We start from the raw sequence: 24,200 nt of genomic DNA on the forward strand, positions 1-24,200 counted from the left end.
ATATTGCCACCATCCGCCCAAGAAAAAAGGCACCCGGCTTGCGCCTAAGTGCCTGTTTTCCAACGAATTCGGGTGGGGTGGCTGATGGGACTCGAACCCACGACAACCGGAATCACAATCCGGGACTCTACCAACTGAGCTACAGCCACCGCAGCAAAGAAACGAGATTCTAGCACAAAAATAAATGCCGTATCAGCCCTCGTGCTTTCAGCAGGCAGAGCTTGTTGCTATCCTTGCGCATCCGTACCCACATACCGGCACCGCCGCGTGCGGCCCCCCGCCGCCACGCAGGCCTTACTCCAGGACGCCATGGACCCGTTGGAACAATTGCTGCGCGACTATTGGCCGCATATCGTCTTCGCGATCAGCTTGGTCGCCGGCACCGGCGCCGCCGTGCATGCCGCCATGACCAAGCAGGACGTGCGCGCCGCCATCGCCTGGGTCGGAGTCGCCCTGTTCTCGCCGCTCTTTGGCGCCCTGCTCTATTTCGTCGCCGGCATCAACCGCATCCGCCGTTCGCTGGTTTCGCAGCAGCACGACGACGCCATGCTGGCCTACACGGGCCATCCCGACGCCCAGGTCGAGGACGTGGTGCCCTGCAGCGGGCCGCAATTCGCCTCGCTGCGCGTGCTGGGCGATCAGGTCAGCCGTTTCCGCCTGCTGGGCGGCAACCAAGTGCGGCCGCTGGCCGGCGGCGACGAGGCCTATCCGGCCATGATGCAGGCGATACGCCAGGCGCGCGTCTCGATCGCCATGCAGAGCTATATCTTCGACTGCGATCCGATCGGCCGCGAAATGGCGCAGGCCCTGGTCGAGGCGCAGCAACGCGGCGTGCAGGTGCGCGTGCTCATCGACGCCATCGGCAGCAAGTACTCGCGCCCGCCGATCGTGCGTACGCTGGTGCGTGGCGGTGTGCGCACCGCGCGCTTCATGACCAACCCGCTGGGCGTCATGCGCATGCCCTACGCCAACCTGCGCAGCCACCGCAAGATCCTGGTGGTCGACGGACATGTCGGCTTCACCGGGGGCATGAACATCCGCGCCGCCTTCGTGACCGCCCTGGCCGGCAAGGCCGCCAACGGCGACACCCACTTCCGCCTGGAGGGTCCGGTCGTGGCGCAACTGATGGCGGTGTTCGCGCACGACTGGAATTTCACGACCCGCGAATCGCTGGAAGGCCCGACCTGGTTCCCGCCGGCTCCGGAACGCGCGCCGGGTTCGGTGCCGATGCGCTGCGTGGCCTCCGGGCCGGACAGCGCGCTGGGCAGCACGCACAAGATGCTGCTGGGCGCGCTGGCGGTGGCGCAGCGCCATGTGCGGATCCAGTCGCCCTATTTCCTGCCGGACCAGACGCTGATCGGCGCATTGGGCACCGCCGCGCGCCGCGGCATCCAGGTCGATATCGTGATACCGGGCTCGAACAACCTGCGCCTGGTCAACTACGCCATGAGCGCGCAGCTGGACCAGGTCATACGCACGGGTTGCCGCGTCTGGCGCTCGGCCGGCGCCTTCGACCACTCGAAGCTGCTGACGGTGGACGATGCCTGGTCCTATGTGGGCTCGTCCAACATGGACCCGCGCAGCCTGCGCCTGAACTTCGAGCTGGACACCGAAATCTACGACCGTGAACTGGCCGGCTGGATCGGGCAGCGCATCGACGCGCAGATCCGCCAGGCGCGGCAGGAAACGCTGCAGGCCCTGAACGCGCAGCCGTTCATCAAGCGCCTGCGCAACAAGGTGATCTGGCTGGCCACGCCGTATCTCTAGCGGGGCGAGGCCGTCTTGAACGCGGCGGCGGCGGCCTCTCGCGAAGCCGCTACCGGGAATATGGTGAGAAACCCGCTGATCTCGAATACTTCCCGCACGTGCGGCTTCAGTTCGCACAGCACCAGCTCGCCCTGGACCTGCCGCAGTTGCTTGGCCACCAGCAACACCACGCGCAGCCCGGCGCTGGAAATGTAGTCAAGCCGCCCCAGATCCAGCACGACACGGCGCTCGCCCTTGTCGACCTGCGCCATCAGCTCGGCTTCGAACTGCTCCACATTCGCGCTGTTCACCACACCCTGCGGGCACGCAATCAACATGCCGTCCATCTTGTCCATCGTCAACTTCATGCGCTGACCTCGCTTGCTAACGCGCCTTCGTCTGCGCAAATAATACGGGACAGCGTTAGTGCGCGAAATATCCGACGTTGTACGAATCCTCTGCGTTCCCACGACTCGGGCATACTTGCCGGCATTGCGTTGCGCGATACGTCATGACAAGCAGAACCGATACGCTGGAGCTGTCCGTCACCGCCACGACGGCAACCGACGCGCTGTACTGGCTGGAGCATATCGCCCGGCGCGACGGCTGGTCCGCCCACCTGCGCTTCACGCTGACGCTGTGCGCCGACGAGGCGCTCAACAACATCATGTCCCATGCGTCGACGCCGGGCTATCCGACCGCGATACACCTGGCGCTACGCCAGACAGGACAGGAAGTTCGTCTGCACATTGCCGACAACGGCGCCGCCTGCGACCCCACGCAGGCCTCTTCCCCCCCGCTGGCCCGCAGCCTGGACGATGCGCAGCCGGGCGGGCACGGTCTGCGGCTGATGCGCCACTTCATGCACGCGATCAGTTACCAGCGCCGCGACGGATGGAACCATCTCACCCTGACATCGCACTCAGCGCCTGAATCCTGATCGCCGCGCCGTGCGCCGCCCGCTACGCATGCCATGCCCGGCGTGATCGTCCTGCACCCATCGACATCGACGAGGCCACAGCCATGCCCCTCGCGTCCGATCCGTTCGACGCCCCGACTCCCGGCCCCCATGCCTGCATCGACCCGGTCGCGGTGGCCCACAACCTGGAGGTCCTGCGCCAACGGCTTGGCGTGGGCGTCGACGGTCCGCGCATATGGGCCACCGTCAAGGCCGATGCCTACGGGCACGGACTGCACAACGTGCTGCCAGGACTGCGCGCCGCCGATGGCGTGGCCGTCCGACACCTGCACGAAGCCCACCAGTGCCGCCGCGCCGGCTGGCGCGGCCCTATCATGGTCTATGCCGGGCTGACCCACGAACGCGAGGCGGCGCTCCTGACGCTGCAACAGCTGCATCTGGTCATCACCGACATGACGCAACTCGAATGGCTGCCCGGCACGCCCCTGTACTCGTGCGCGCCTTGGGTATGGTTGCGCTACATCGGCGCCACGCGGCTGGGCGGGCTGGACGCCGGCGACTACCGACGCGCCTATGCGCGCTGCCGTGAGCTGCAACAGCACGGCGCGCTGCGTGGCGTGGGCCATCTGAACCACCACGCGAACGCCGCCAGCGTCCGCGATCTCGAACGCGAGCACGCCGATTTCGAAACCTGCATATGGGGCCTGCCCGGGCCGGTTTCCACCTGCAACTCGGCGGCCTCCTGTCTCATGCCGACGATGGCGGCGCGAACCGACTGGGTCCGCCCCGGCCTGGCGCTGTATGGCGTAAGCCCCATTCCGGGTCGCGTCGGGCGCGACCTGGGCTTGCGCCCGGCCATGACCTTGCGCAGCACCTTGTGCGCGACGCAGGAGCTGCCTGCCGGCGCCTCGGTCGGCTACGGCTCCACGTTCGTGGCCGACCAGCCGATGGCGCTGGGTCTGGTGCGTTGCGGGTACGGCGACGGCTACCCGCACAATCCGCGAGCCAGCCTTCCTGTCCAGGTGAACGGCACACTGACACGGACGGTGGGCAGGGTGTCGATGGACCTGATGGCTGTCGATCTGCGGCCGGTCCCGACCGCGGCCCGGGGCGCGCCCGTCGTACTGTGGGGCTCGCCACAGCTGCCGGTGGAACATATCGCGCACGCGGCGGGCACCATCGCCGCCGAGCTCCTCACCGGGCTGACGGCGCGCGTACCCCTGATGCGCGCCGACCACGCGGCGCTGCGCCGACCTCCTGGCTAACCCTCCTCCCGCCGCCAAGAACGCGCCAGCACGAACCACAGCGTGGCGCCCAGGTACAGGATCCCCAGCGCCGCCATGGCGGCGCCCAATCCGAGCGGGCCAGCCACCGCCCCGATCAGCAAGGGCCCCAGCATCTGCCCCAGCTTGTCGGCCGCGCGCATCACGCTGGCCGCGCCCGCGGCGCCATGCTCGCGAACAACGCGCAACTCCAGCGCATAAGGCATTTGCGAGGCGCCCGCGAAACAGCCGGCCAAGGCGAGTAGCGAGAGCGCCACGCCAGCGGCGAGCAATCCGTCAGGCTGCAGCCGGAACACCAGCAAGCCGGCGGTCCCGAGCGCACCCGCCAGTCCGATCCACGGCCAGCGCACGCTGGACAGGTCCACCCACTTCGCCACGAGCGGCCCCAGGTAGACCACGCAAACCCCATAGATCATGAGTACGCGACCGATGCTCGCCGGCGTCGCGCCTTCGGCTTCCAGGTACAGGGGCAAGGCGAACGACATAAGGCCCGCCTGGGCTATGGAAAAGGGAATCACGCTCGTCAACAGCAACATGCCGAAGCCGCGCCCGCGCAGCAGCGCCCCCAAGGGCGCGCGCCCGCCCGGCAGGGCGGACGTCGACGCGGCCATTGCGGGAGGAAGCGCGTAGGCCCGCAACAGCGAGAAAACGCCGGCCAGGGGCAGCAGGAGCAGGACCGCCCCGATCGCGAAAACGGCGCGGAAGCCGAGTTGCTCCATCAGCATTGCGCCCACGGCGACTCCCGAAAGCTGCCCGGCGAACAGGCCCGCGACCACACCGGCCATGCTGCGGCCGCGATGCGTCGGCGGGCTGCGGCTGACGACCAATGCCTGCAGCCCCATCCACGTCAAACCGTATCCCAGGCCGACGACGCCACGCGCCGCCACGAGCCATGCCAGGTCGGACGCCAGCGCACTGGCCACGAATCCGATGCATGAAAGCAGCAAGCCCTGCAGCACGGCATGGCGCCAACCCCTGCGCTCGCTCAATCTGCCCGTCACCAGGGCCGCGAGCAACCCGCAGCCCATCTCCATGGAGATCGGGAAGGCGATCAGCAGGGCGGGCGGCAGGGGAAGGCTCGCGGCGGGCAGACTGCGGGCAAACAGCGGCAAGAAACTGGCCGGCATGGCGCAGGCGAACAGGTAGCCGAACATCACGGGACGCGCCGATCCGCCCACATCCGAACCGTCGGCAGGCGCTTGCCGACCTTGGCCGTTTGGCAACGCCCGGTTCATGACCACCACCAACAGCAGCAGCAACTCGACCGCCGCCACCAGCGCCACGACCGCCACCGTCGCCGCGTCCAGGGCGCGATCGCGCAAGGCCGCCGCGACCGCGCCGCCGTCCAGCCGCAGGGCCAGCGCGCCGCGGCTGGCGTCAGAGACGCCCAGCGGCAGCGAGACCGTGTAGCCCGGGTCGTCCGCAAAGCGCCGCTGCGCATCGCCGGTGACGCTGCCGTGCGCATCCACCTCCTGCAACACCCTGCCATCGCTTGCCACCAGCGCGATCGAGCCGATCAATGGATAGGCGCGTATGGTGCGGGAAAACAGCCGGTCCACGCCGCGCAACTCGCGCGGTTCCAGGCCGTAGCTCAATACGCGATCCAGGCCGCGCTGCAAACCCGTGGCCAGCACGACGGCGTTGTGGCGGGCAACGTCCAGCCACACCTCGCGGAACATGCCTATCGTGTAGCCCGCGTACACGCCCTGCGCCATCAAGAGCGCAACCAGGGGCAGCACGAAACGGGCCCGGGCGCCGCCGCTTTCCCGCGTGCGCCGTTCGCCGCGTCGCAGGGCCAGCGCCAGGGCCAGCGCAACGGCCGCCGTGACCAAGGCCAGGACCCGCAGGTTACGCCACATCAGCGCATGCATGAAGGCGGGATCGCGCTGCCAGCCCAGCACCAGCGCGGCACGCACGTTCCCGTCGCTTCCCGCCAACGGAATACCCAGCGAAACCGCTTCGTCGCCAACCAGGCGCACGCTGCCCGACGGCTGGCGCGGCACACCCGGCTCGTCATCGGGAAAGGCCAGGGCGCGCGCCAGGCGCGCCGCATGCGGAACCAACGCTCCGGCCGATGCCACTAATCGGCCGTCTTTCAGCACAACCGCTACTCCGGTGACACCATGGGACTCCTCCAGCAACCCGTCCAGCAAGCCGCCCAGGCCGAAGTACTGCTCCAGCGGCTTGCCGAGGCGCACGCCGTTCTCGATGGCGATCGCCGATTGCCGCGCGCTCACCTCGACCCGCGCAGCGGTCGCGTCCACGATCTGCCGCTGCAGGGCGCTCAGCGTCAACACGCCGGTCAGTCCCTGCGCCAGCCACAGCAGCGTCACGCATGCCAGCGTCACGCCCAGCAACGGGCGCGAGCTCAGCTTGCGCAGCGCCCCGTTTGCGCGGTCGAACAGCGTACTCATGGCTGAGCCCGACCATGCGACAGCCTGTGGCGGCACATCACGCCATCCAACGCGCCCTGTCCACGCGTAGTACAAAACCTTTTCATGTTCATGCGCCGCATTTCCCGGCTGGAGTTTCCGCTTTCCTTGCGTGGGAAGTTCTTCCTTCTCATTGCATCCACGCTGGTGCTCGTAGGCATGGTCGTGATGCTCGTGACCCAGCGCGATGTCACGAACAACATCATCAAGAACGAACTGCATGCCGTCAGTAACATCATGGACCTGGTAGTTCGTGACACCGACACGCGCTGGTCCACGCTGCTCGACGACAAGATCCGCACCATCCGGGAAAGCCGCAAGCAACTGATCCAGCTCAGCTCGGTCGTGATATCGGTACTGAACGACTATGCCGCGCAGGCCGAGCGCGGACACGTCACTGCCGGCGCCGCCAAGGGCATGGCGCGTGTCTGGCTCAACCATCTCGACCTGGGACCACGGCGCGCCGCATTCGCCTATGACGCGGAAGGCACCGTATTGGCCAGCACCAACCCCAGGCTGATCGACCGGGACCTCTCCGGGATCCGCGACTTCAAGGGCCAGCCGCTCGCCGCCGCCATGTACGAAGAAAGCCGCAATAACGGTCGCGGCTTCGCCATCTATCCGTCTCCTCTGGGCGATCCCGCCCGGATGCGGCACGGCTATTTCGTGTATTTCCCCGCGTGGAAGTGGGTTCTTGCCGTCTCCGATAGCTCGCAAGCCATCATCGACAAGGTCGCCGCCCAGAAAGCCCACATGATTGCCGCGATAGACCGGAACCTGTCGGAGCTGCGGCTCAGCCGCCATGGTTTCGTCTTCGTGGTTGCGGACGACGGCACAGTGATCGTGCCGCCTCCTCCGTCGGCCGCCCGGTTGCTGGACTCGAGAGACGCCGAATCGGGACGGATATTACGTACGATGCTTGGCGAAATCTCGTCCACCCGCGGCCTGACGTTGCGCTTCACCAACGGCGAAAGCGCCTGGCAGATCGACGCCCTGCGATACAAGCCGCTGCGCTGGACCATCATCGGTGTCGTTCCCGAGCCGGACCTGACCGACCCGGCGCAGAATCTGGTGCGCCGGCAGGCGCTGATCTTCGCCGCCACTCTGCTGGCCGCGCTGATGCTGGCATGGGCGGTGGCAGTGCGCATCGCCCGGCCGTTGGCGCAACTGAGCAACTACGCGCGCCAGCTTCCCACCCAGGACCTCACCCAGCCGGTCCAGGTTCCGCCGTCCGTGGCGCGCCTGCCGACCCGGCGGCGCGACGAGGTCGGACAGCTCGCCGAATCGTTCCTGTTCATGAACGAACAGCTGCACCACAATGTGCGGGCCCTGATGGCGCAGATATCGAACCGCGAGCGCCTCGAAAGCGAATTGAGCATTGCCCGCTCCATCCAACTTGGCCTGCTGCCCCGGCCGTTGTCCGATGCGACCCTGCAGGGCAGCCAGTTGCGCGCCGTCATGTACCCCGCCAGGGAGGTCGGCGGAGATTTCTACGACTACTTCCTGCTGGCAGACGGCGTTCTGTGCTTTGCCATCGGCGACGTATCCGGAAAAGGCGTACCCGCGGCCCTGTTCATGGCCATCGTCCGGACCTTGATACGCAGCGTGGCGGAAGAAGAGCACGACCCCGGCGCCATCGCCGCCAAGGTGAACCACCGTCTGGCCGAGAACAATCCCAAGCTGATGTTCGTCACCTTGCTGATAGGCGTATTCACTCCGGAAACCGGCGTCCTGGCCTGGGTCAACGCCGGCCACCCGCCGCCGCTGCTCATCGACGAACGCGGCGAAGTTTCTCTGCTTCAAGGAAGCAGCGGTGCGGCCTGTGGCGTGCTGGACAACCAGGCATATGCGACCTTGAGCACCACCTTGCCGAACGGCACCTCGCTGGTCGCGTTTACCGACGGCGTCACCGAAGCCATCCACGGCGGCTGCGCCCAGTATGGGCTGCCACGACTGGTTGCCCTGTTGCAGGGAGCTCCGCGCGGAGCGGCCGAACTCATCGAGCACATTCTGCACGACCTACGCGAATTCGCCGCCGATTCCGAACAGTCCGACGATCTCACCATCATCGCCATTCATCGACCATGAGCCTTCGCCTCGGAATACTCGCCCCGCTCGCCCTGTTTCTCGGCCTCGCGTGGCCAGTCGCGGCGGCATCCAGCCCTCCCCCTGCCGCGGCGGCCCTGGGCTCCGGGGCCGCCCTTACCTCGCCCCGCCGCCCGCCCCCCTCCCATCTCTCCGGCCGGAAATGGCGTATCGGCTATGTGGGAAGTGGCGAATACCAAGAGTATTCGCGCACGCTCTACGCTATCGCGCGCGGATTGCAACAACTCGGATGGCTGCGTATCGACAACATGCCTGAGATAGCCGATATGAAAAAGGCCTGGCTTTACCTGGCCACGCACGCCCGCAGCGACTACATCGAGTTCGTGCCCGACGCGTGGTGGCAGCCCGGCAACTTCGACACCGCCCTGCGGCCCGCCCTGCGCGAAGCAGTCGCGGCGCGCCTGCGCGACGCCAAGGACATCGACCTGATCATCGCCATGGGCACCTGGGCCGGACAGGACATGGTCGAACTGGGCACGCCCGTACCCACCGTGGTCGTCTCGTCGACCGACCCGATAAGCGCCCGGATCGTACCCAATGCGGCCGACAGCGGCCAGGACAACCTGCATGCGCGGGTGCAACCCGCTCACTACCAGCGGCAGATCCAGCTGTTCCATGACATCGTGCCATTCAAGACGCTTGGATTGGTCTACGAAGACACCGGAGCAGGCCGCACCTACGCGGCCATCGACAAGGTTGCCGCACTGATGCCGACATTGGGTTTCTCCGTCAAGCGTTGCGACGCACGCGCGACCGGCGTCTCAATCGCCGTGGCAATCCAGAACGTCCTGCATTGCTACCAGGAGCTGTCGAGCAAAGTCGACGCCTTTTACGTCACCGAGCACCGGGGCATCACCTCGACGTCCATCAAGCAGCTCGCCACGCTGCTGCGCGACGCCCGCGTTCCCAGTTTCTCGATGCAAGGCTCCGACGAGGTCAAGGCCGGCCTGCTGATGAGCCTGGCCAAGGCGGACTACTCCAGCGTCGGCATGTTCCACGCCCAGACCATTGCCCGCATCTTCAACGGGGAAAAACCGCGCAGCATCAGCCAGGTCTGGAATGCCCCCGCCAAGATAGCCATCAATCTGGAAACGGCGCGGCGCATAGGCTTTGATCCGCCGGTGGATATTCTGCTGGCGGCCGACGAGGTGTACCAAGCGGAACAATGGCAGGTCCGGCCAGCAGGACCCGGAGGATAAAGTGTCGGATCCTAGGACAACACCGCGCGCTGCCGGCACACCTGAGCGCAGCGCATTTCAGGTGTGCCGCGCGCCTGGCGCCACAAGCGCAGCATGCGGTCCGCGGCGGTCTCGCCGGTTTCCACCACGTAGCGCACGTAATCGAGCCATTGCTGCTCGTCGCCGGCCAGTCCGCCTTCGGCTACCGCCACGACCTGTTGGCAAAGGCGGCGTACCTGCGCATCGTCCAATGCAAAAGCGATGGCCCGATCGCGCAACGCGCGCAATCGCAACCAGCCCCATCGCCTCACCAGGGCCTCGGCGTCGCGCAGATTGCGCAGCAGCCCCAACTGCAGCGCCGACGCCGCCATCGGCGCACTGGCCGCGACGGCATCGCCGGCCGCGTGCAGCAATTCGGCATCGGCAAATACGGCGCCCGGCGCACGCCCCTCTATGTAACCTTGCGCGCCGGCCTGCTCAAACAGCCCCTCCAGGCCGCCGCGCCTGTCCCAGGCTCGCAACAGCGCCGGCAAGGCGGGGACAACCGACACCCTGTAGCGCCAACGCGCGTCCAGGAACTGCGCGAACTGCGAATAGACGAAATGCCCGCTGCGAGCGGTCAGACGAATGGAACCGCCATCATTCAGGTTGCGCGCGGGCCACGCACCCGCGTACAGGAACTCGGCCAGCGAGGGGGCTCCCACCAGGCAGGCCACGTCGGCGTTCTTGTAGTCGCAGGCGTCGCCCAGCGGTAGCGCCCGGCTGGCGGTCAAGCCGCCGAACATCCAGCGGAAATAATCGCCGAGGTCGCGAAACGGCCTTGCCGGCAGGCGATGCAGCAGGTCGTCGCCCAGGTAGCGCGCGCCTCGGAACATGCGCGGCCACAGGGTCAGGCGGTTTTCCTTGAGCCCCGTCACCCGCCCCGCCTCCAGCGGGCTGTTGGCGAACATGGCGATCTGCGCGGGAGCCAGCGCCAGCACGACGTTCAGGCAGCGCGCGGCGATGGCCACGGGAACCGACGTGCACGGGCTGTTCTGCGCCTTGGCGTCCATCCCGATCCGGTGCAGCCAGCCTCGCTGGCCGACAAGCTCCTCGTAGATGGGCCGCGGCACCCGCACTCGCCGGTACCAGTCGGCATCCAGGCTGGCGGCGGGATGCTCGGCCGCGTTGATCAGCATCGCCCCTTCCGCGGCCAGGGCGCGCTGCGTGTCGCGCAGCTCGCGGCGCACCGCCTCGGCCAATCGTCGCAGCCCACCCGCGCCGCCGCCCACGGGCGCGAATGCGGTTTCGAGCAGGTTGTAGCCGTTATCCAGTCCGCTCAGGCCATGGGGACCGCCTACGCCGCACAGGCGCGCGCCCAGGCGGTACTCCCGCACCGACTCTCCGCGTTGACGGCGCAAGTTGCGCAGCGATTCGAAGTGGCGCGCCACCGGATGGCTGGCCCCGGTCGCGCGACAGGCGACCACCATTTCCAGTTCGAGGCCCAGCGTATGGCCGACACATGGCGCGGCGCTCAAGGCGAGCCTCCCGCGTCGGACGGGAACGAGACATGCATGCAGTCGGGTTTGCCGTGCCGGCATGGAACCGAAGAGCCGAAAGCGTCACACAGTGCATATTCCATGTTCCCGCTCCGTAGAACGCGATACACCCAAGGATTCGAGACAACGGCCCACACCGCATGAACTTCCAGATCCCACCCGCTTTACCTGCTTTGGAGCTTGATGTCTTCGCGCGCGCCGCCAGCCAAGGAGAGATCCTCTATGTCACCAAAGCAGGCGAACAGTTCCAGGTCATTGCATCCGGCACGACTCCATCAGGGCGCAACGTATCCTGGGTCGCCACCGACGAGGACACGCTTGTCATGTTTTCCAGCGCGCTGGCGCTGACCTACGGCACGGGAATCGCCCGCGCCGTCGCCAAGGAACTCGATCTGCACGCGGTCCCGGCGACATCGCTGTCGGCGCGCGTCGTCGCGCGCGCCGTCGACATGGCGGAAACCTCGCGCAACGCCCTGCAGGGCGTGGATTTCCTCACCTTCCTGTCCTGGTCTGCCCGCGCCGACACCGCCGGCTTCCGACAAGTCTGTCACGACACCGGTGTCTCTCCCGATCAGATATCCGGAACGTTGCGCGCCGCGATCGACGAAAGCATGCAGCTACGCTTCGCATCCGCCGCACAGTCAGGTAAGGCGCCGGTATCCGCCCATACGGCGCAAGAATGGTTGCGCGAGCTCCTTGCGCACCACCTGATGTAGTCCACATACATTGCGTCGTCAGTTTTGCGGAAGACATTCAGCGCGTTGTATCTGAATGCTCCGGCAGCGACCGCGATCCGACATTAGTTTCGGAACTTAACAACTGCCAGATAAAACCGGCAGTCAGTATCTTGGTGACGTGAATTATCACCCTTTCACTTGGTATCGCTTTGCATGGTTTCTCCCCCGTCATCCGGTCTTCCCGCTTCTCTCGAAAAGCCGGACAACGCATATCCCGATATCGCCACCGAGCGATCGGACCAGCAGTTGCTGAGCAGCCTGGTAGCCGAACATGCCGGCCGATTGCAGAGATTCATCGCCAAGCACATCGGCCACAGCAGCGACGTCGAGGACCTTGCGCAACAGGCTTTCGCCGAAGCGGCGCGCGCATATCAATCTTTCCGTGGCGACTCGCAGCTTTCGACCTGGCTGTACGGCATCGCGCTCAATCTGGTCCGCAATCATTTGTCGCGCGCCCCAGAGCGCCGGTATGAATTCACCTCCGACGCCAGCCTGGGTGTCATGCCATGCAATGCGCCCAACCCCGAAGCCGTGACCGAGCAGCGCCAGCGCATGCGCTTGCTACGCGAAGCGCTGGAGCAGCTTCCCGAAAGCATGCGCGACGTGATCCTCATGGTCGGTGTCGAAGAACTCTCCTATGAAGAGGCGGCCGCGCTGTTGTCGGTTCCCGTAGGAACCATTCGCAGCCGACTTTCCCGCGCCCGCTGTGCCTTGCGGGAGGCGCTGCGCGAACGAGGCTACGACAGCGTGCCGTAGCCTGCCCTGGCACGCACCACTCTCAGGGCGACGCCTCCCCCGCCTCGCCATACTCCACATGCAATGAATCCGGCACAAGCCGGGTCCGCTTGCCCGCCCGGGCATCATGGCGCACTCGCGTACGCCCGCTCTCGCCAGGCGCAATGCTCAGGCTGCTGCCATGCCCGCCCCAGGCCGTGCTCATGAACACCTGCGACGTGCCCGCAATGGGAGTAAAGACCGGCTTGCCCTCGATGGCCACGACACGCGGCCGGATCAGGAACAGCCGCTCGCGGCGCTGCACCGCCCTGGACTTGCTCGAGAACAGGAGTCCCAGGCCGGGAATATCGCCCAACAGCGGCACCTTCTCGACCTGCTCTTCGTCGCGGCGATTGTTGTAGCCACCGATCAGCAGCGTCTGGTCGTCCCCCACCACGGCCAGCGTGCTGATGCTGCTTTTCCGCACCCGGGGCAGACCATCGATGGGATACTCCTGCAGGACCCGCCCGTCCTCGATATCGATCGCCAACTCCACCCTGCGCCCTCCCTTGGCGGCGATATAGCGTGGCGTCACACGCAAGGACGTACCCACCGTGACGGGCGTGACCGTCGCTACGCGCTCGCCCAGGGTACGAATGTAGAAGGTGTCCGACAGGTCTATCATGGCGCCGAGGTTGTCGGCGGTGAGGATGGACGGCTGAGACAGGATATTGGCCTGCCCGTCCGACTCCAGGGCACGCAGGCGCGCCGCCAGCCGGGTACTGACGCTGATCCCCAAGGTTCCGGGCACCAGGTCGGCCGCCGCGCCGTCCACGGGCAGGCCATTGCCCGGGCGCAGCCCCAGATCGCCGTAGCCCAGGCTGGTGGTTCCGATCTGTGCCCCCCAGGTGACGCCCAGTTCGTTGACCAGATCGGTGTTGACGTCCACGATCATGGCCTCGATTTCGATCAGAGTGCTGGGCACATCCAGCTGCTCGATCAGGGCACGATAGATCGGCATCCGTTCGGGAATATCCTGCACGATCAAGGCATTGAGACGCGTGTCGGCCTGCACGCTGGGCTCGCTCAGGCGCCGGCCAGCTGCCTGGACCGCGCCAGAGAGCGGCTCTTTCCCGTCGGCTTCCGCATCGCCGAACACCGGTGGATTTTCCCGCAGCGGCGCCGCCACCGCGGCCAGCGCCGCGTCGTTGCCCGGGCCCGTCCCCAGGATCAACTGGCGCAGCATGGTGGCCATCCCCGGCGTGACGACCTGCTGGTCTCGATAATGGATCACCCGGTCGTTCACGGAAGCATGCTTGAGGCGGAACACCGCCACCTGCTGATTGCCGGCCCCCTTTGGCAGCGCGGCTACCGCTTGCTCGACCAGCGCGACATAGGCCGGCGGCCCTGACACCATGGCCACGCCTTGCGCCGGCAGCTCTCCCCATCCGAAGCGCTCGTCCAGGATGCCCAGTTGCAGCAAAGCCTGGCGCAACGCCGGTGTCGAAGCGCCGGCTGCATCCACCGCGCGGGTGACCACGTCGCTGGTGCGGCTGACATACAGCGTGCCGGCATACACGAACCAGTTGAACCCATAGATACCGCCGAGGCGCTCGATGAACTCCGTGGGTGTGCGCGCATTGAAGCGTCCATTGACCACGCCTTGCACCCCCTTGCCCTGTTGCAACGCCAGGCTGAAGCCGGCGGCGAACTCGCGCAGCACATCGGACAGGCCCTGCTGCTGCGCGTAGTAAGTGTATGGCGCCATAGGCCAGTTCGGCGCCGCCCACGCGCCACCCGCCGCCCACAGCATGGCACCTCCAGCCCATGCGCCGCGAACAAAATGCCCAAGCCGACCTATTGCCATCGCGCCATCGCCCTTTTCCATGTGGCCAGGGCATAGACAAACTCGCCCACCGCCTCGTCCACCGCCAGCGCACTTCCGGCCGGCGCGACACGCTGGTGCAGATACAACGCGGTTTCGCCCTCGTCTATGCCGCAGTACGCATCCGTCGCGGGGGCCATGGCGCTGGCCAACAGGCCAGCCTGGCGCAAGTGCGCCGCGCGCGCCTGCCACTCACCGGGCAGCTCGGCCAGCCGCGCCCGCAACACCAGCATGCCGTCGCCGGCGGGCATCAACCTGATGCGATGCCGTCCATCGATCCGGACGGCGAACCCGCCGTCGGCGTCGACCAGGGGGTCGAGGCCATGGCGTCGCGCATAATCGGCAATATCTGGATGAATGGTTCCTGTCATGTCTGCTCCTTGAGCGCCTGGCGCACCGCCCGCAACACCGCGGCGACCGGTTCCACCAATTCGCCGGGGATGTATTGGTCCACCTCAGCCTGTTCGTGCAAGGCGCGGGCCAGCGCGATGTTCTGCATGACGGGCACACCGGCATCCCGCGCGGCCTCGACCATGAGCGCGGCCACGGCTCCCTGCCCCATGGCCAGCACGCGTGGCAAGGGCGTCTCGCCCGCCGCGTAGTACAGGGCCACGGCCAGGTGCGTCGGATTGGTTACCAGCACCGTCGCCTGGCGAACCCGGGCCGCCGCGCCATGCATGATCAGTTCCTGGTGCAGGTGCTTGCGTTGCTGCTTGATATGGGGATCGCCTTCCATCTCCTTGTATTCCTGCTTCACTTCGTTCTTGCTCATCCGCAAGCCCTTGCGATGCTGGTAACGCTGCCAAGCCAGATCCGCCAGGGAAATCGCTCCGTACGCCAGTCCGATGTTCCAGAGCATGGTGCGCAGAATGCGGCCTACGCCCGTTCGCAACCCGCCCAGCCCGCTATGGGGAACGGCCATCAGTGCCTGCAAGGAATCCCGTATCACCAACGCGACCAGCACCGTCAGGAACAGGATCTTGCATACGGACTTGATGAACTCCATCAGATTGCGCGACGAGAAGATATTCTTCAGATTGCTGGCGGGATTGAGTTTCTCCGCCGACGGCTTGAGCTTTCGAAACGCCAGCACGAAGCCCACCTGCAGGAATTCGGCGAACATTCCCACCCCAAGCACGATGAGAATCAGCGGAGCGAGCACGCGGACGGCCTGATCGAAGATTTCCGTCAACACAGGCCCCAGTGCGGCGGCGAACGCCTGATTGGCGAAAGCCGCCGGCGCCAGCATCAGCGCTCGCAGCGAAGCAAGAATCGACGGGGCATTGATCAGAAAGTATCCGAACAAGGCGCAGATCAGCACCGTCTGGGTAAAGTCCCGGCTGTGTGCGACCTCTCCCTTCTCGCGGGAGTCGCGCAGGCGCTTCGGGGTAGGTTGCTCCGTTTTCTCGCCGCTCATGAGCCGCTCCAGCCGGAGTGCAGGAACGGCACGATTCGTCCCACGGCCCCCAGTGCCTCGCCCGCATACTGGAACAGCGTTGCCATGTACAACACCAGCACGAGCAGCGCCAGCGCGCTCTTTACCGGCAGGGCCAGGAAGAACACCTGCAGTTGAGGCGCGAAGCGGCTGATCAGGGCCAGGCCCAGCTCGGCCAGGAACATGGCCACGATGGCCGGCGAGGCCAGCAGCAGAACACGCGCGGCAAATCCACTGAACTGGTCCAGCATCCGCACGGCGCCTTGCGCGGGCATGGACGGCCACCACGCCCATATGTTCCACAGCCCGAAACTGTCATACAGCATCGTGGCGAACAACCCGAATCCGCCCGCCGTCAGGAAGAACACCATGAATCCCAGATTGAAGAGTATGCCCAAGGGCGACGAGTCGTTGCCCGTGGCCGGGTTGAGGACGGCGCCCAGGCTGGCGCCCCGTTGGTTGTCTATGACGAAGCCGATTGCCTCGAAGATCCAGAACGGCAAGGCGGCCAGCCAACCCAGGAACATGCCCACCATCGCCTCCTTGGCCAGCAGCGCCAGCAGCCGGAGCCAGCCGATATCCAGCGTGGCGTACTGCGGCGCCAGCAAGGGCGCCACGACCAGCCCGAGGCAGGCGCCGACGGCGTAACGCAGCGGACCAGGCAGAAACTGACGGTTGAACATCGGCAGAAAGAGCATGGCCGCGAGTATCCGCGGTTGCGTCATGGCCAGCGTTCCCAGAAAAACCTTTGCCTCGGCATAATTGAACTCCGTGTGCATTGCCTGGCCGCTCAGTGAATCCGATGAAAGACATCGAACACCGCGATCGTGAAGTTATGGATCTCCGCGCTTATCCACCGGGCCGCCAGCATCAGCGTGGCGAACACGGCTATCAGCTTCACCGCGAAGGACAGGGTCTGCTCCTGCACCTGCGTCAAGGCCTGCAACAGGGAAAACAGCGTTCCCACGATCGCCGCCGCGGCGATGGGCGGCAACGACAGCCAGAGCACCAGGTACAGCGCCTGCGTCATGAACGAAACCAGGTCCTGGGTTTGCATGCCGGTCACCGATAGGAGAGCACCAGGCCCTGGATCAGGCGCGTCCAGCCATCCACCATGACGAACAGGAACAGCTTCAACGGCATGGAGATCGTCACGGGAGAAACCATCATCATCCCCATGGCAAGAAGAATGTTGGATACGATGAGGTCGATGATGATGAACGGCAGGTAAAGCAGAAAGCCGAGCTGGAATGCGGCCGTCAGCTCCGAAACCAGAAACGCGGGCGTCAGTACCAGTAAGTCGTCTTCCGACAGGCCCCGCGACGCCTCCTCGCCCCACAAGTGACGGGCTGTGCGCAGGAAGAAATCACGCTGGGCCGGCTGGCTGTTGCGCAGCATGAAGTCCCGCAACGGCGCCGCTCCACGCTCGACCACGCCAAGCACGGCGTCCAGCGCCATCGGCCCGGCGGCGCCGGCCTCCCCGGCTGGCGCGGTCAAGGCCTGGACCTCGGTGCCAATCCGGTGAACGACCGGCGCCATCACATACGCGGAAAGAATAAGCGCCAGGCCGTACAGGGCCATGTTGGGCGGCACCTGTTGCACGCCCAGCGCGTTGCGCACCAAGGCCAGCACGACGGCGATCTTCAGGAACGACGTGGTCATGACGACGACGAGCGGAACCAGCGCCAGCAGCGCCAGGAACAGGGCCAGGCTGAAGGGGTCGGTATCGCTCATGCGAGTCCAGGCCTGACCGATTGCAATACCACCCCGATGCGGCCGTCGATGTCGACCAGCCGGCCGCTGCCCAGCAACAGGCCATTGGCCCGCACCATGACCGGCCCGTCGGCGATAGGCCGCTCGAGGTCGAACGTGCTGCCCGGATGCAGGCTGCGCAGCTGCGCCAGCGTGAACTCGCGCTCGCCCAGGTCGAACGTCAGGCGCACGGGTATCTGGTCGGTGTCCAGCGTCGCCCCGGCCTGTGCCGGGGTCTCGCCAGGGTCAGGTGTCGCGGGTTCCGTCATGATGGCAGTCCAACCTTGAGTTACACGAAAAGACGCGTGCTCGGCCCGTACCCGGATCGCGTTGGGTCCGGCCGACAGCCATAGTTCTCCGGCATCGCCCACCCGATACTGCGCGAGCAGCACGACGTCGCCCGGTCGCAGCGTCCGCAGCTGGCCTGCGGCCACGAACGCCGCGCCGACATCGGCGCGCAATCTGACCGGCACCCGCTCCGGACTGACCGGACCATCGGCAATCGCAACAGAATCCAGCGCCGCCGCGATCGCCTGCAACGCCCATGCGTCGCACGCTACCGCCGCGCGCCAGACGCCACCGTCAGGCGCCCGCACCGTCAGGGTCCAGCGATGCGGCTGGAGCGGTGGCGCCCCGTCAAGCGGCGCCAAGCGGACCGGGCCTTGCTGGTCGAGTCCGGCCATGCCTCGACAGACCTCCTCCAGCATGGCCTCCAGGGCCGCCGTCGCAATGGCTTGCGGCAACTGCACGCCGGCAAACCGGGGCAGGCGCGCCGCCAGCCATCCCGCCGCGGCCGCGCGCGGAACCGTCAGGCCGATGTATGTCCCGGCCCATTGCAGCTGCAGGCTTTCCACTTCGGCATCGGCAAGGTCGCCATGCCGGTAAGGCGTCAGGGCGCAGTGCCAGCGCACGGCCGGTTCGCCAAGCCGAACGTCGAAGCGCGCGCCGTGGCATGCGATTCTTGACAGGGCATGCGCCTCGCCGGCGCTCAACCGCGGAACCGCCAGCTCCACCATGGCAGCGGCCTGCGCCGCTGCGCCGCCGGTCAATCGATTCATCGCCACGGCCGTTGCGCGCGCGCCACCTGTCCGTGCGGCTCGCCGTCGCATGCCACCGCAACCTCGACGTCGCGCTCCAAGTCCAGCGCGAGCTCCATGGCCATGCTGTCGGCGCACGCGCGCAGGCGCTCGCAAGCATCCTGTTGCCGGCATGCGAAAGCGGCCACGATCCAGCCGCCGCACTCCCGCACCGACAAGGTGGTGTCGGGCAGCAGCGTATCGTCCAGAACGATACTGGCTTCGCGATGCCCCTCCCGCACGTCGCCCACCGCCAGCCCCGCAGCCACGCTGGCCAGCGCCAGGCCAAGACTGGCTGGCGGACCGCCGGTCGCAGGCTCCATCGGCGCCAGCCAGCCGACGCAGGCGGGACCCGGCCCCAGGCGTTGCGATTCGGACAGCGCTTCCTTCGCTTGCCCGTGTTCCATTTCGCGCTCGAAGATGCGCTGCGCATCCCGATCCGGCTGACGCGCATGCGGCGTGCGCGCCAAGCCCGCGTGCCGCTCGCCGCCCGGCATTGGCGAACCCAGCCCGTCCGACCGGTTCATGGCCGCGCCGGACCATCACCGGCTCGCGATGCTTCGTCGCGCCCATGCGCCGACAATTCAATGGCTTCCTGAATTTCACGATCCTCCTGGCTCTCGCGCAAGGCCGCTGCCTCGACCTGCTGCAGCCGCACCAACTCGGCGATGCGCTGCTGCGCCTTGAAGCACTCCCGGTGTTGCTCGCGCTGCTGCGTGAGCAACTGGATTTCCCGCTCGAGACGGCGCGCGGCGTCATCGCACTGCAGCGCCAGGCTGGCCTGGCGGTCGCGAGCCTGGCCCACTCGCTGCAACACCTCGTCGATGTCGCGTGTTCTGACGATGCGCCGGCAGAGCTCCGCATAAAGGCGGTCTTCGAGCTGCCTGGCCCGCAGACGAAAATCGTCGAGACGTTCTCGCGCCTGGCGCTGCGCCGCGGCGGCAACCGCGCAGGCCTGCTGTCGGCGTTTCAGCGCAAGCTGGGCCTGGTCGGCACGAAATTGCTTGATCGCAAGCAGGCTTTCCAGGTCCATCAGGATTCGGATTCGATGATTTCAGCCATACGCAGTACGGTATCCTCGAATGCTTGGCGTTCGTCAGTTTGTTGTCTGAGAAACGCATTGATCTGTCCGATCTTCTGTATCGCCTCATCAGTCGACGCATCGGCGCCCTGCCTGTATTCGCCGATTTTCACCAACAGCTCGACATCCTGGTACTTGGCCATCAGCTCGCGCATCCGCCCGGCCAGGTACTTGTGGCGTGGCGACACCACGGCATTCATGACCCGGCTGGCAGAGGCCAGCACGTCGACGGCCGGATAGTGATTCGCCGCTCCCAGTTTGCGCGAGAGCACGATGTGGCCGTCCAGTATCGAGCGTGTCTCGTCGGCCACCGGCTCGTTCATGTCGTCACCCTCGACCAGCACCGTATACAGCGCCGTAATCGAACCCATCTGGTTCATGCCGGCCCGCTCCATCAGCTTGGGCAGGGTGGCGAACACCGACGGCGGATAGCCGCGCCGCGTCGGCGGCTCGCCCGCCGCCAAGCCGATTTCACGCTGGGCTCGCGCAAAGCGGGTGACCGAGTCCATCAGGAAAAGCACGCGTTGCCCTTGATCGCGGAAGTACTCGGCGATGGCGGTGGCGACGTACGCCGCCTTGGCACGCTCCATCGAGGACTTGTCGCTGGTCGCGCAGACGATGACGCTCTTGCGCCTGCCATCCGGACCGAGTTCGTGCTCAAGGAACTCGCGCACTTCCCGCCCACGCTCGCCGATCAACGCCACCACCGTCACGTCGACCGCGGCGCCCTTTACCAGCATGCCCAGCAGGGTGGACTTACCGCCGCCTGCGGCGGCGAAGATGCCCAGCCGCTGGCCTTCCCCGCATGTAAGCAGACCATCCAGCACGCGCACACCCAGCTCCAGCGGGGCATGGATGATGCGACGCGTAAGCGGGTCTGGCGCATCGGCGAAGACCGGATAGAACTTGTGGGCATGCAGCGGCCCCGACTCGGCGACGTCCAGCGGACGTCCCAGCCCGTCCAGCACGCGTCCCAGCAAGCCCGGACCGACCGGCACCATATGCGTGCGTCCGGTCGGTATCACTTCGGTCGCCGAGGAAATCCCATACATGTCGCCGATCGGCGTGAGCAGGGCGGCATCGCGGACGAAGCCCACCACTTCGCCGTGCATCTCGAAGTCCTCGCCGGGATTGCGCAGCAGGCACACTTCGCCGATCTTGACCATGGGAACGACGGCCTTGATGATCGTTCCCACCACTTGCATCACCCGGCCCTTTATCCGCAACGTGGACAGGTCCTGCAGGGCCACCCGCATCATCTCGGTAATGTAGTGGTACTGACGCATGCCCCTATCCGCGCCGGCCGAATGTACGTTCGAAGGCCGCCCGCAGGGCGCACAATTGATCCTCGATGCTGGCCTCGACCATGCCTATCTCGCTTTCCAGTATGCACGCTCCCGGCGCCAACCTGGCGTCGGGCAGCAGGTCCAGGTAGCCCACGCCCGGATAGGCCGCCAGCAGCTGGTTCATGCCTTCCCGGATCACGTCCACCTCGGCGGGGTGCAGGCGCAAGGTCATCTGGCGCTGATTTCGCACGACCGCCAATGCGTTGCGCACGGCGATCACGGTGCGCTCGCGGTCATCGTAACCCTCGACGATCTTGCGGACCGCGCTCATGACCAGTTCGATCATCTCGTTCTCGATACCCGCGAAGTAATCGATGGTGCGGCTTACCGTTTCTATCATCTTCTCCGCCTGATCAGTCAGGGCTTCGCGGCGTCCCTCCTCATAGCCTCGTTTGCGTTCGCGCTCGGACTCCTCTCGCGCCTCGGCCAGGATTTCCTCGGCCTGCCGATGCGCCTGGGCAACGATCTGCGTGGCGCTGAGCAGCTCGGCGTAGTCCTCACCGCGCAAGACTTCGGCCGCGGGATCCGGACGGCCGGGCCGCACCCTCTGGATCAGGCTTGGTCGGGGAACGAGGAAAGCCATTCGGCATCCAGGATTTCGAGCATGGACAGCACCAGCGCAAGCGCCGCCTCGGGTTGCAGGATGGGCGCGGGATCGAGGTCGCGCGGCAATTTCAGCGCGCAACGCAGCGCTATCTCGTCGGAGGCGCCCCGCACGGCGTCGCGCAGCAGGCCCCAGCCCAGCTTCTGCGCCGCCTGGACGGTGGCGGCCAGGGTCCAGTCCGAACTGGCGGCGATGCCGTCATGCAGGGCCTGCGCGGCGGAAGACACGGCGAAATTCACGACCTCGCGCCCGAGCGCGGCATGCAAGGTACGGACCTCGGCGCCGTCTATCGTGCGCCGCAGGCGCGGCGCGCAAAGAAGGGCTCCGGCGTGGGCGGCGCAGACGCGCAAGGCGTCGGCGGACAATAGCGCGACCTTCAACTGCGGCGGATCGAGACTCAGAACCGGCCGGTTCTCCAGGCCCAGCTCGCACAAGATCCACCGCGACCAATGGCGATGCCATGCGTTGGCCAGCACCGCGTCGGCATTGCACAACGCGCGCACCCAATCGGCTGGAAACGTCTCGTCGTGGCGGCTGGCATGCAGAGTCAGGCTGGGCAGGAGATTGAATGTCATGAGCCGCTCGGAGAACGGCAAGCGCGCCTCAGTCATGCCCGACTCCCGCCGTGGCGCCGGCGTCGGAGCCACCGTACCCTGCGCCGCGCGCGCGCCGCGCCCGCCAGACATGGAACGCGCCCCCCGCCAATACCAGGCACAGAACCGGCGACAGCAGCAACAACGAAAATCGCAAGACCGATCCGTCCGCGACCTGTACGCCAAGCACGCGGCGCCACGCGACTGGCACGGGCGCCGCTTGAACGGGCTGGGCCACGACCAGAGCAACCGACACACGGTCTTCGACCAGGCCCGGGATGGAATGCGTAACCAGCTTGCGTATCTCGGGCACAAGCGCGTCGAGGCTCTGTCCGTCGCGATACTTGAGAAACACTCCCGCCGTCGAGGGCGTGGCAGGCTCGCCAACCGCGCCACGCTCGGGAAGCACCACGTGCACGCGGGCGCTGAGCACGCCGTCGATCTGCGACAGGGTGTCGGCCAATTCCTGCGACAGCGCATAAATGTAGCGGGCGCGCTCTTCAAGCGGGGAGGAAACCAGGCCTTCCTTGCGGAATATGCGCCCCATTCCGTCGAACTGCTCGCGGGGCAGGCCGCCAGCCCGCAGGACCTCCAGCGACCGGGCCACGGCCTCGGCAGGCACCGAAACCGCGTAGCCGGTCTTGCCGGACTGCTTCTGCGCGGCGATGCCTGCCTCGAGCAACGCCGCCAATACTTCGTTGGCATCGTTCTCGGGCGCCGCGCCCAACAGCTCGACGCGAGCACCGCAGCCGGCCAGCAATGCGAGGGAGAGCGCCAAGGCCGCCCATCCCGCGCCGCGCCAAGACCGTTGGATCGCCCCGATCGCGTTCATGACATCCTCGCCAGCGTGTCGACGTTCTGAGTGGCGCGCCCTATCGCCTTGCCCACCAGCTCGTACTCTATCGACGCCTGCAGCAACCTGGCCTGCAGATCGAGCATACCCGCCAAGGTAGGCGCCTGGCCCACCTCGGCCAAGCCCGTGTGCACCGCCTGCCATTTCCCCGCCACCTCGGCCAGGCCGCCGCGCAACTGCCCAAGTATGCGACGGCCCAACGGCTCGTCGAGCGCGACCGGCGCCGCCGGGCCTTCAGCAGGCGCCAAGGCGGCGGCCCCGTCCGGGATCGCCGCGCCGGGAATTTCGCCCAGCGCCGACTCGAAGCGCGCCTGATCCGCCACCGCGGGAGACCGCGGCATATCGAACGATCGGGCGAGCAACCGTTCCTGCACGGCGTTGATTGCCGTCAGATCCAAATTCATCCAGAGGCTCCAGGCGATGGCTCGGACTGCAACGGCGCGGGCCGCATCATGGCGGGTCCGCTCTCCAACACGACCCGCGCCAGCTGTGCCGCGTCGCCGCCGGCATCGATGGCTCGCTGCAGCATGCGGCGCGCCTCGTCCGAACGGCCGGCCAGCAACAGGGCGAAGCCGCACCAGGCGTCCAGTTCCGAGCGGTCCTGCGCCGCAGCCGGCTGGAAGTTCGCCAGCACCTCGGCGGCTTCGTCGGGCAGCCCGGCATTCATGCGGGCGACCGCCAGGCCGATGCAGGGATACGTCCGGCCCGGCCGTACACGTTGCAATGCATTGAAAATGGCGTCGGCACGCGTCAGATCGCTGACGGCCGCTGCCAGAAAACCCACTTCGGTCAGCAGGCGGGCGTCGGCCTCCTCGAGCACATGCTCCACCGGCTGTATCGGTTCCGATGGATGTATCGACGAGGCCATGGGTGAGCCTGAACCTGAGCCTGAGCCTGAATCTGAACCTGAGTCTGAATGCAT

General features: G+C 66.5%; 24 protein-coding genes, 1 tRNA gene and 1 pseudogene. 7 read left to right on the top strand and 19 right to left on the bottom strand.

Annotated elements, in window-relative coordinates; genetic code table 11:
• Positions 1–73 precede the first annotated feature (73 nt).
• Positions 74–149, bottom strand: a tRNA-His gene (locus tag CAL11_RS15930).
• Positions 150–309: 160 nt separating this feature from the next.
• Between CAL11_RS15930 and CAL11_RS15935 the strand changes: the two genes are divergently transcribed.
• A complete protein-coding gene (locus CAL11_RS15935) occupies positions 310–1,767 on the top strand; it encodes a phospholipase D-like domain-containing protein (RefSeq protein WP_033464111.1) in 1,458 nt (485 codons plus the stop codon).
• Here CAL11_RS15935 and CAL11_RS15940 read toward each other — a convergent pair.
• Positions 1,764–2,114 carry an STAS domain-containing protein gene (locus tag CAL11_RS15940; protein ID WP_086093453.1) on the bottom strand — a complete coding sequence of 117 codons (351 nt, stop codon included), beginning with the start codon at positions 2,112–2,114 and terminating at the stop codon, positions 1,764–1,766. The genes CAL11_RS15935 and CAL11_RS15940 overlap by 4 nt on opposite strands.
• A 143-nt stretch (positions 2,115–2,257) precedes the next feature.
• On the opposite strand from CAL11_RS15940, the gene CAL11_RS15945 reads away from it, so the two are divergent.
• Entirely contained in the window at positions 2,258–2,686 is a 429-nt protein-coding gene (locus CAL11_RS15945; protein ID WP_033464116.1) for an ATP-binding protein, read from the top strand.
• Between the two features lie 83 nt (positions 2,687–2,769).
• Positions 2,770–3,930: an alanine racemase gene (gene alr / locus CAL11_RS15950; protein WP_086093454.1), complete on the top strand. Its 1,161-nt coding sequence runs from the start codon at positions 2,770–2,772 to the stop codon at positions 3,928–3,930.
• Here alr and CAL11_RS15955 read toward each other — a convergent pair.
• Positions 3,927–6,362, bottom strand: coding sequence for an MFS transporter (locus CAL11_RS15955; RefSeq protein WP_086093455.1), 2,436 nt, complete (start codon positions 6,360–6,362; stop codon positions 3,927–3,929). The genes alr and CAL11_RS15955 overlap by 4 nt on opposite strands.
• A gap of 84 nt (positions 6,363–6,446) precedes the next feature.
• Between CAL11_RS15955 and CAL11_RS15960 the strand changes: the two genes are divergently transcribed.
• Both CAL11_RS15960 and CAL11_RS15965 read left to right on the top strand, forming a co-directional pair.
• Entirely contained in the window at positions 6,447–8,468 is a 2,022-nt protein-coding gene (locus CAL11_RS15960) for a SpoIIE family protein phosphatase (RefSeq protein ID WP_086093456.1), read from the top strand.
• A complete protein-coding gene (locus tag CAL11_RS15965) occupies positions 8,465–9,685 on the top strand; it encodes an ABC transporter substrate-binding protein (RefSeq protein ID WP_086093457.1) in 1,221 nt (406 codons plus the stop codon). The genes CAL11_RS15960 and CAL11_RS15965 overlap by 4 nt, the downstream gene beginning before the upstream one ends.
• A gap of 11 nt (positions 9,686–9,696) precedes the next feature.
• Here CAL11_RS15965 and CAL11_RS15970 read toward each other — a convergent pair whose 3' ends face one another.
• Positions 9,697–11,181: a glutamate-cysteine ligase family protein gene (locus CAL11_RS15970; RefSeq protein WP_086093458.1), complete on the bottom strand. Its 1,485-nt coding sequence runs from the start codon at positions 11,179–11,181 to the stop codon at positions 9,697–9,699.
• Between the two features lie 36 nt (positions 11,182–11,217).
• Between CAL11_RS15970 and bspR the strand changes: the two are divergent.
• Positions 11,218–11,918: pseudogene (bspR, locus tag CAL11_RS15975) on the top strand (type III secretion system regulator BspR).
• 174 nt (positions 11,919–12,092) lie between these two features.
• A complete protein-coding gene (locus CAL11_RS15980; protein ID WP_033464135.1) occupies positions 12,093–12,695 on the top strand; it encodes an RNA polymerase sigma factor in 603 nt (200 codons plus the stop codon).
• A gap of 22 nt (positions 12,696–12,717) precedes the next feature.
• On the opposite strand, the gene bscC is transcribed toward CAL11_RS15980, so the two are convergent.
• Genes bscC through CAL11_RS16055 form a run of 15 tightly spaced genes read right to left on the bottom strand, consistent with a single transcriptional unit; the run spans position 12,718 to position 24,200 of the window.
• Entirely contained in the window at positions 12,718–14,520 is a 1,803-nt protein-coding gene (bscC, locus tag CAL11_RS15985; protein WP_086094602.1) for a SctC family type III secretion system outer membrane ring subunit BscC, read from the bottom strand.
• Positions 14,511–14,909 carry a CesT family type III secretion system chaperone gene (locus CAL11_RS15990; protein ID WP_086093459.1) on the bottom strand — a complete coding sequence of 133 codons (399 nt, stop codon included), beginning with the start codon at positions 14,907–14,909 and terminating at the stop codon, positions 14,511–14,513. Before CAL11_RS15990 ends, bscC begins: the two co-directional genes overlap by 10 nt.
• On the bottom strand, positions 14,906–15,955 hold the full coding sequence (gene sctU / locus CAL11_RS15995) for a type III secretion system export apparatus subunit SctU (protein ID WP_086093460.1): 1,050 nt from the start codon (positions 15,953–15,955) through the stop codon (positions 14,906–14,908). Before sctU ends, CAL11_RS15990 begins: the two co-directional genes overlap by 4 nt.
• Positions 15,952–16,752 (bottom strand): type III secretion system export apparatus subunit SctT, encoded by an 801-nt coding sequence (sctT, locus tag CAL11_RS16000; protein ID WP_086093461.1) that lies wholly within the window; start codon positions 16,750–16,752, stop codon positions 15,952–15,954. Before sctT ends, sctU begins: the two co-directional genes overlap by 4 nt.
• A gap of 11 nt (positions 16,753–16,763) precedes the next feature.
• Positions 16,764–17,030, bottom strand: coding sequence for a SctS family type III secretion system export apparatus subunit BscS (gene bscS, locus CAL11_RS16005; protein ID WP_167382520.1), 267 nt, complete (start codon positions 17,028–17,030; stop codon positions 16,764–16,766).
• Between the two features lie 5 nt (positions 17,031–17,035).
• Positions 17,036–17,707 carry a SctR family type III secretion system export apparatus subunit BscR gene (bscR, locus tag CAL11_RS16010; RefSeq protein WP_086093463.1) on the bottom strand — a complete coding sequence of 224 codons (672 nt, stop codon included), beginning with the start codon at positions 17,705–17,707 and terminating at the stop codon, positions 17,036–17,038.
• A complete protein-coding gene (sctQ, locus tag CAL11_RS16015; protein WP_086093464.1) occupies positions 17,704–18,783 on the bottom strand; it encodes a type III secretion system cytoplasmic ring protein SctQ in 1,080 nt (359 codons plus the stop codon). The genes bscR and sctQ overlap by 4 nt, the downstream gene beginning before the upstream one ends.
• Entirely contained in the window at positions 18,780–19,328 is a 549-nt protein-coding gene (locus CAL11_RS16020) for a hypothetical protein (RefSeq protein WP_086093465.1), read from the bottom strand. Before CAL11_RS16020 ends, sctQ begins: the two co-directional genes overlap by 4 nt.
• Positions 19,325–19,834, bottom strand: a complete 510-nt coding sequence (locus CAL11_RS16025; protein WP_086093466.1) for a type III secretion protein — start codon at positions 19,832–19,834, stop codon at positions 19,325–19,327. The genes CAL11_RS16020 and CAL11_RS16025 overlap by 4 nt, the downstream gene beginning before the upstream one ends.
• Entirely contained in the window at positions 19,834–21,168 is a 1,335-nt protein-coding gene (gene bscN / locus CAL11_RS16030) for a SctN family type III secretion system ATPase BscN (protein ID WP_086093467.1), read from the bottom strand. Before bscN ends, CAL11_RS16025 begins: the two co-directional genes overlap by 1 nt.
• A gap of 4 nt (positions 21,169–21,172) precedes the next feature.
• Positions 21,173–21,811 carry an HrpE/YscL family type III secretion apparatus protein gene (locus CAL11_RS16035; protein WP_086093468.1) on the bottom strand — a complete coding sequence of 213 codons (639 nt, stop codon included), beginning with the start codon at positions 21,809–21,811 and terminating at the stop codon, positions 21,173–21,175.
• The gene (locus CAL11_RS16040; RefSeq protein WP_086094603.1) at positions 21,781–22,443 is read right to left on the bottom strand and encodes a SctK family type III secretion system sorting platform protein; all 663 of its coding nucleotides are present in this window, start codon (positions 22,441–22,443) and stop codon (positions 21,781–21,783) included. Before CAL11_RS16040 ends, CAL11_RS16035 begins: the two co-directional genes overlap by 31 nt.
• Positions 22,436–23,257, bottom strand: coding sequence for a type III secretion system inner membrane ring lipoprotein SctJ (sctJ, locus tag CAL11_RS16045; RefSeq protein ID WP_086093469.1), 822 nt, complete (start codon positions 23,255–23,257; stop codon positions 22,436–22,438). The genes CAL11_RS16040 and sctJ overlap by 8 nt, the downstream gene beginning before the upstream one ends.
• Positions 23,254–23,682: a type III secretion system inner rod subunit SctI gene (sctI, locus tag CAL11_RS16050; protein ID WP_086093470.1), complete on the bottom strand. Its 429-nt coding sequence runs from the start codon at positions 23,680–23,682 to the stop codon at positions 23,254–23,256. Before sctI ends, sctJ begins: the two co-directional genes overlap by 4 nt.
• Positions 23,679–24,200: a tetratricopeptide repeat protein gene (locus CAL11_RS16055; protein ID WP_086093471.1), complete on the bottom strand. Its 522-nt coding sequence runs from the start codon at positions 24,198–24,200 to the stop codon at positions 23,679–23,681. Before CAL11_RS16055 ends, sctI begins: the two co-directional genes overlap by 4 nt.

The sequence above is a fragment of the Bordetella genomosp. 6 genome, from assembly GCF_002119705.1.
In the GTDB taxonomy this organism is placed as follows: Bacteria; Pseudomonadota; Gammaproteobacteria; order Burkholderiales; family Burkholderiaceae_B; genus Bordetella; species Bordetella bronchiseptica_F.

Bases quoted from the DNA above. Each gene is read 5' to 3' on its own strand.
- CAL11_RS15945 (WP_033464116.1), top strand. From the start codon at position 2,258: ATGACAAGCAGAACCGATACGCTGGAGCTGTCCGTCACCGCCACGACG.
- CAL11_RS15960 (WP_086093456.1), top strand. From the start codon at position 6,447: ATGTTCATGCGCCGCATTTCCCGGCTGGAGTTTCCGCTTTCCTTGCGT.
- sctJ (WP_086093469.1), bottom strand. From the start codon at position 23,257: ATGAACGCGATCGGGGCGATCCAACGGTCTTGGCGCGGCGCGGGATGG.
- sctU (WP_086093460.1), bottom strand. From the start codon at position 15,955: ATGAGCGGCGAGAAAACGGAGCAACCTACCCCGAAGCGCCTGCGCGAC.
- CAL11_RS16020 (WP_086093465.1), bottom strand. From the start codon at position 19,328: ATGAACCGGTCGGACGGGCTGGGTTCGCCAATGCCGGGCGGCGAGCGG.
- sctQ (WP_086093464.1), bottom strand. From the start codon at position 18,783: ATGAATCGATTGACCGGCGGCGCAGCGGCGCAGGCCGCTGCCATGGTG.
- CAL11_RS16040 (WP_086094603.1), bottom strand. From the start codon at position 22,443: ATGACTGAGGCGCGCTTGCCGTTCTCCGAGCGGCTCATGACATTCAAT.
- CAL11_RS16025 (WP_086093466.1), bottom strand. From the start codon at position 19,834: ATGGACCTGGAAAGCCTGCTTGCGATCAAGCAATTTCGTGCCGACCAG.
- CAL11_RS16055 (WP_086093471.1), bottom strand. From the start codon at position 24,200: ATGCATTCAGACTCAGGTTCAGATTCAGGCTCAGGCTCAGGTTCAGGC.
- alr (WP_086093454.1), top strand. From the start codon at position 2,770: ATGCCCCTCGCGTCCGATCCGTTCGACGCCCCGACTCCCGGCCCCCAT.
- CAL11_RS15990 (WP_086093459.1), bottom strand. From the start codon at position 14,909: ATGACAGGAACCATTCATCCAGATATTGCCGATTATGCGCGACGCCAT.
- bscN (WP_086093467.1), bottom strand. From the start codon at position 21,168: ATGCGTCAGTACCACTACATTACCGAGATGATGCGGGTGGCCCTGCAG.
- CAL11_RS16035 (WP_086093468.1), bottom strand. From the start codon at position 21,811: ATGGCTTTCCTCGTTCCCCGACCAAGCCTGATCCAGAGGGTGCGGCCC.
- bscR (WP_086093463.1), bottom strand. From the start codon at position 17,707: ATGAGCGATACCGACCCCTTCAGCCTGGCCCTGTTCCTGGCGCTGCTG.
- sctI (WP_086093470.1), bottom strand. From the start codon at position 23,682: ATGAATTTGGATCTGACGGCAATCAACGCCGTGCAGGAACGGTTGCTC.
- sctT (WP_086093461.1), bottom strand. From the start codon at position 16,752: ATGCACACGGAGTTCAATTATGCCGAGGCAAAGGTTTTTCTGGGAACG.
- bscC (WP_086094602.1), bottom strand. From the start codon at position 14,520: ATGGCAATAGGTCGGCTTGGGCATTTTGTTCGCGGCGCATGGGCTGGA.
- CAL11_RS15935 (WP_033464111.1), top strand. From the start codon at position 310: ATGGACCCGTTGGAACAATTGCTGCGCGACTATTGGCCGCATATCGTC.
- bscS (WP_167382520.1), bottom strand. From the start codon at position 17,030: ATGCAAACCCAGGACCTGGTTTCGTTCATGACGCAGGCGCTGTACCTG.
- CAL11_RS15980 (WP_033464135.1), top strand. From the start codon at position 12,093: ATGGTTTCTCCCCCGTCATCCGGTCTTCCCGCTTCTCTCGAAAAGCCG.
- CAL11_RS15955 (WP_086093455.1), bottom strand. From the start codon at position 6,362: ATGAGTACGCTGTTCGACCGCGCAAACGGGGCGCTGCGCAAGCTGAGC.
- CAL11_RS15940 (WP_086093453.1), bottom strand. From the start codon at position 2,114: ATGAAGTTGACGATGGACAAGATGGACGGCATGTTGATTGCGTGCCCG.
- CAL11_RS15965 (WP_086093457.1), top strand. From the start codon at position 8,465: ATGAGCCTTCGCCTCGGAATACTCGCCCCGCTCGCCCTGTTTCTCGGC.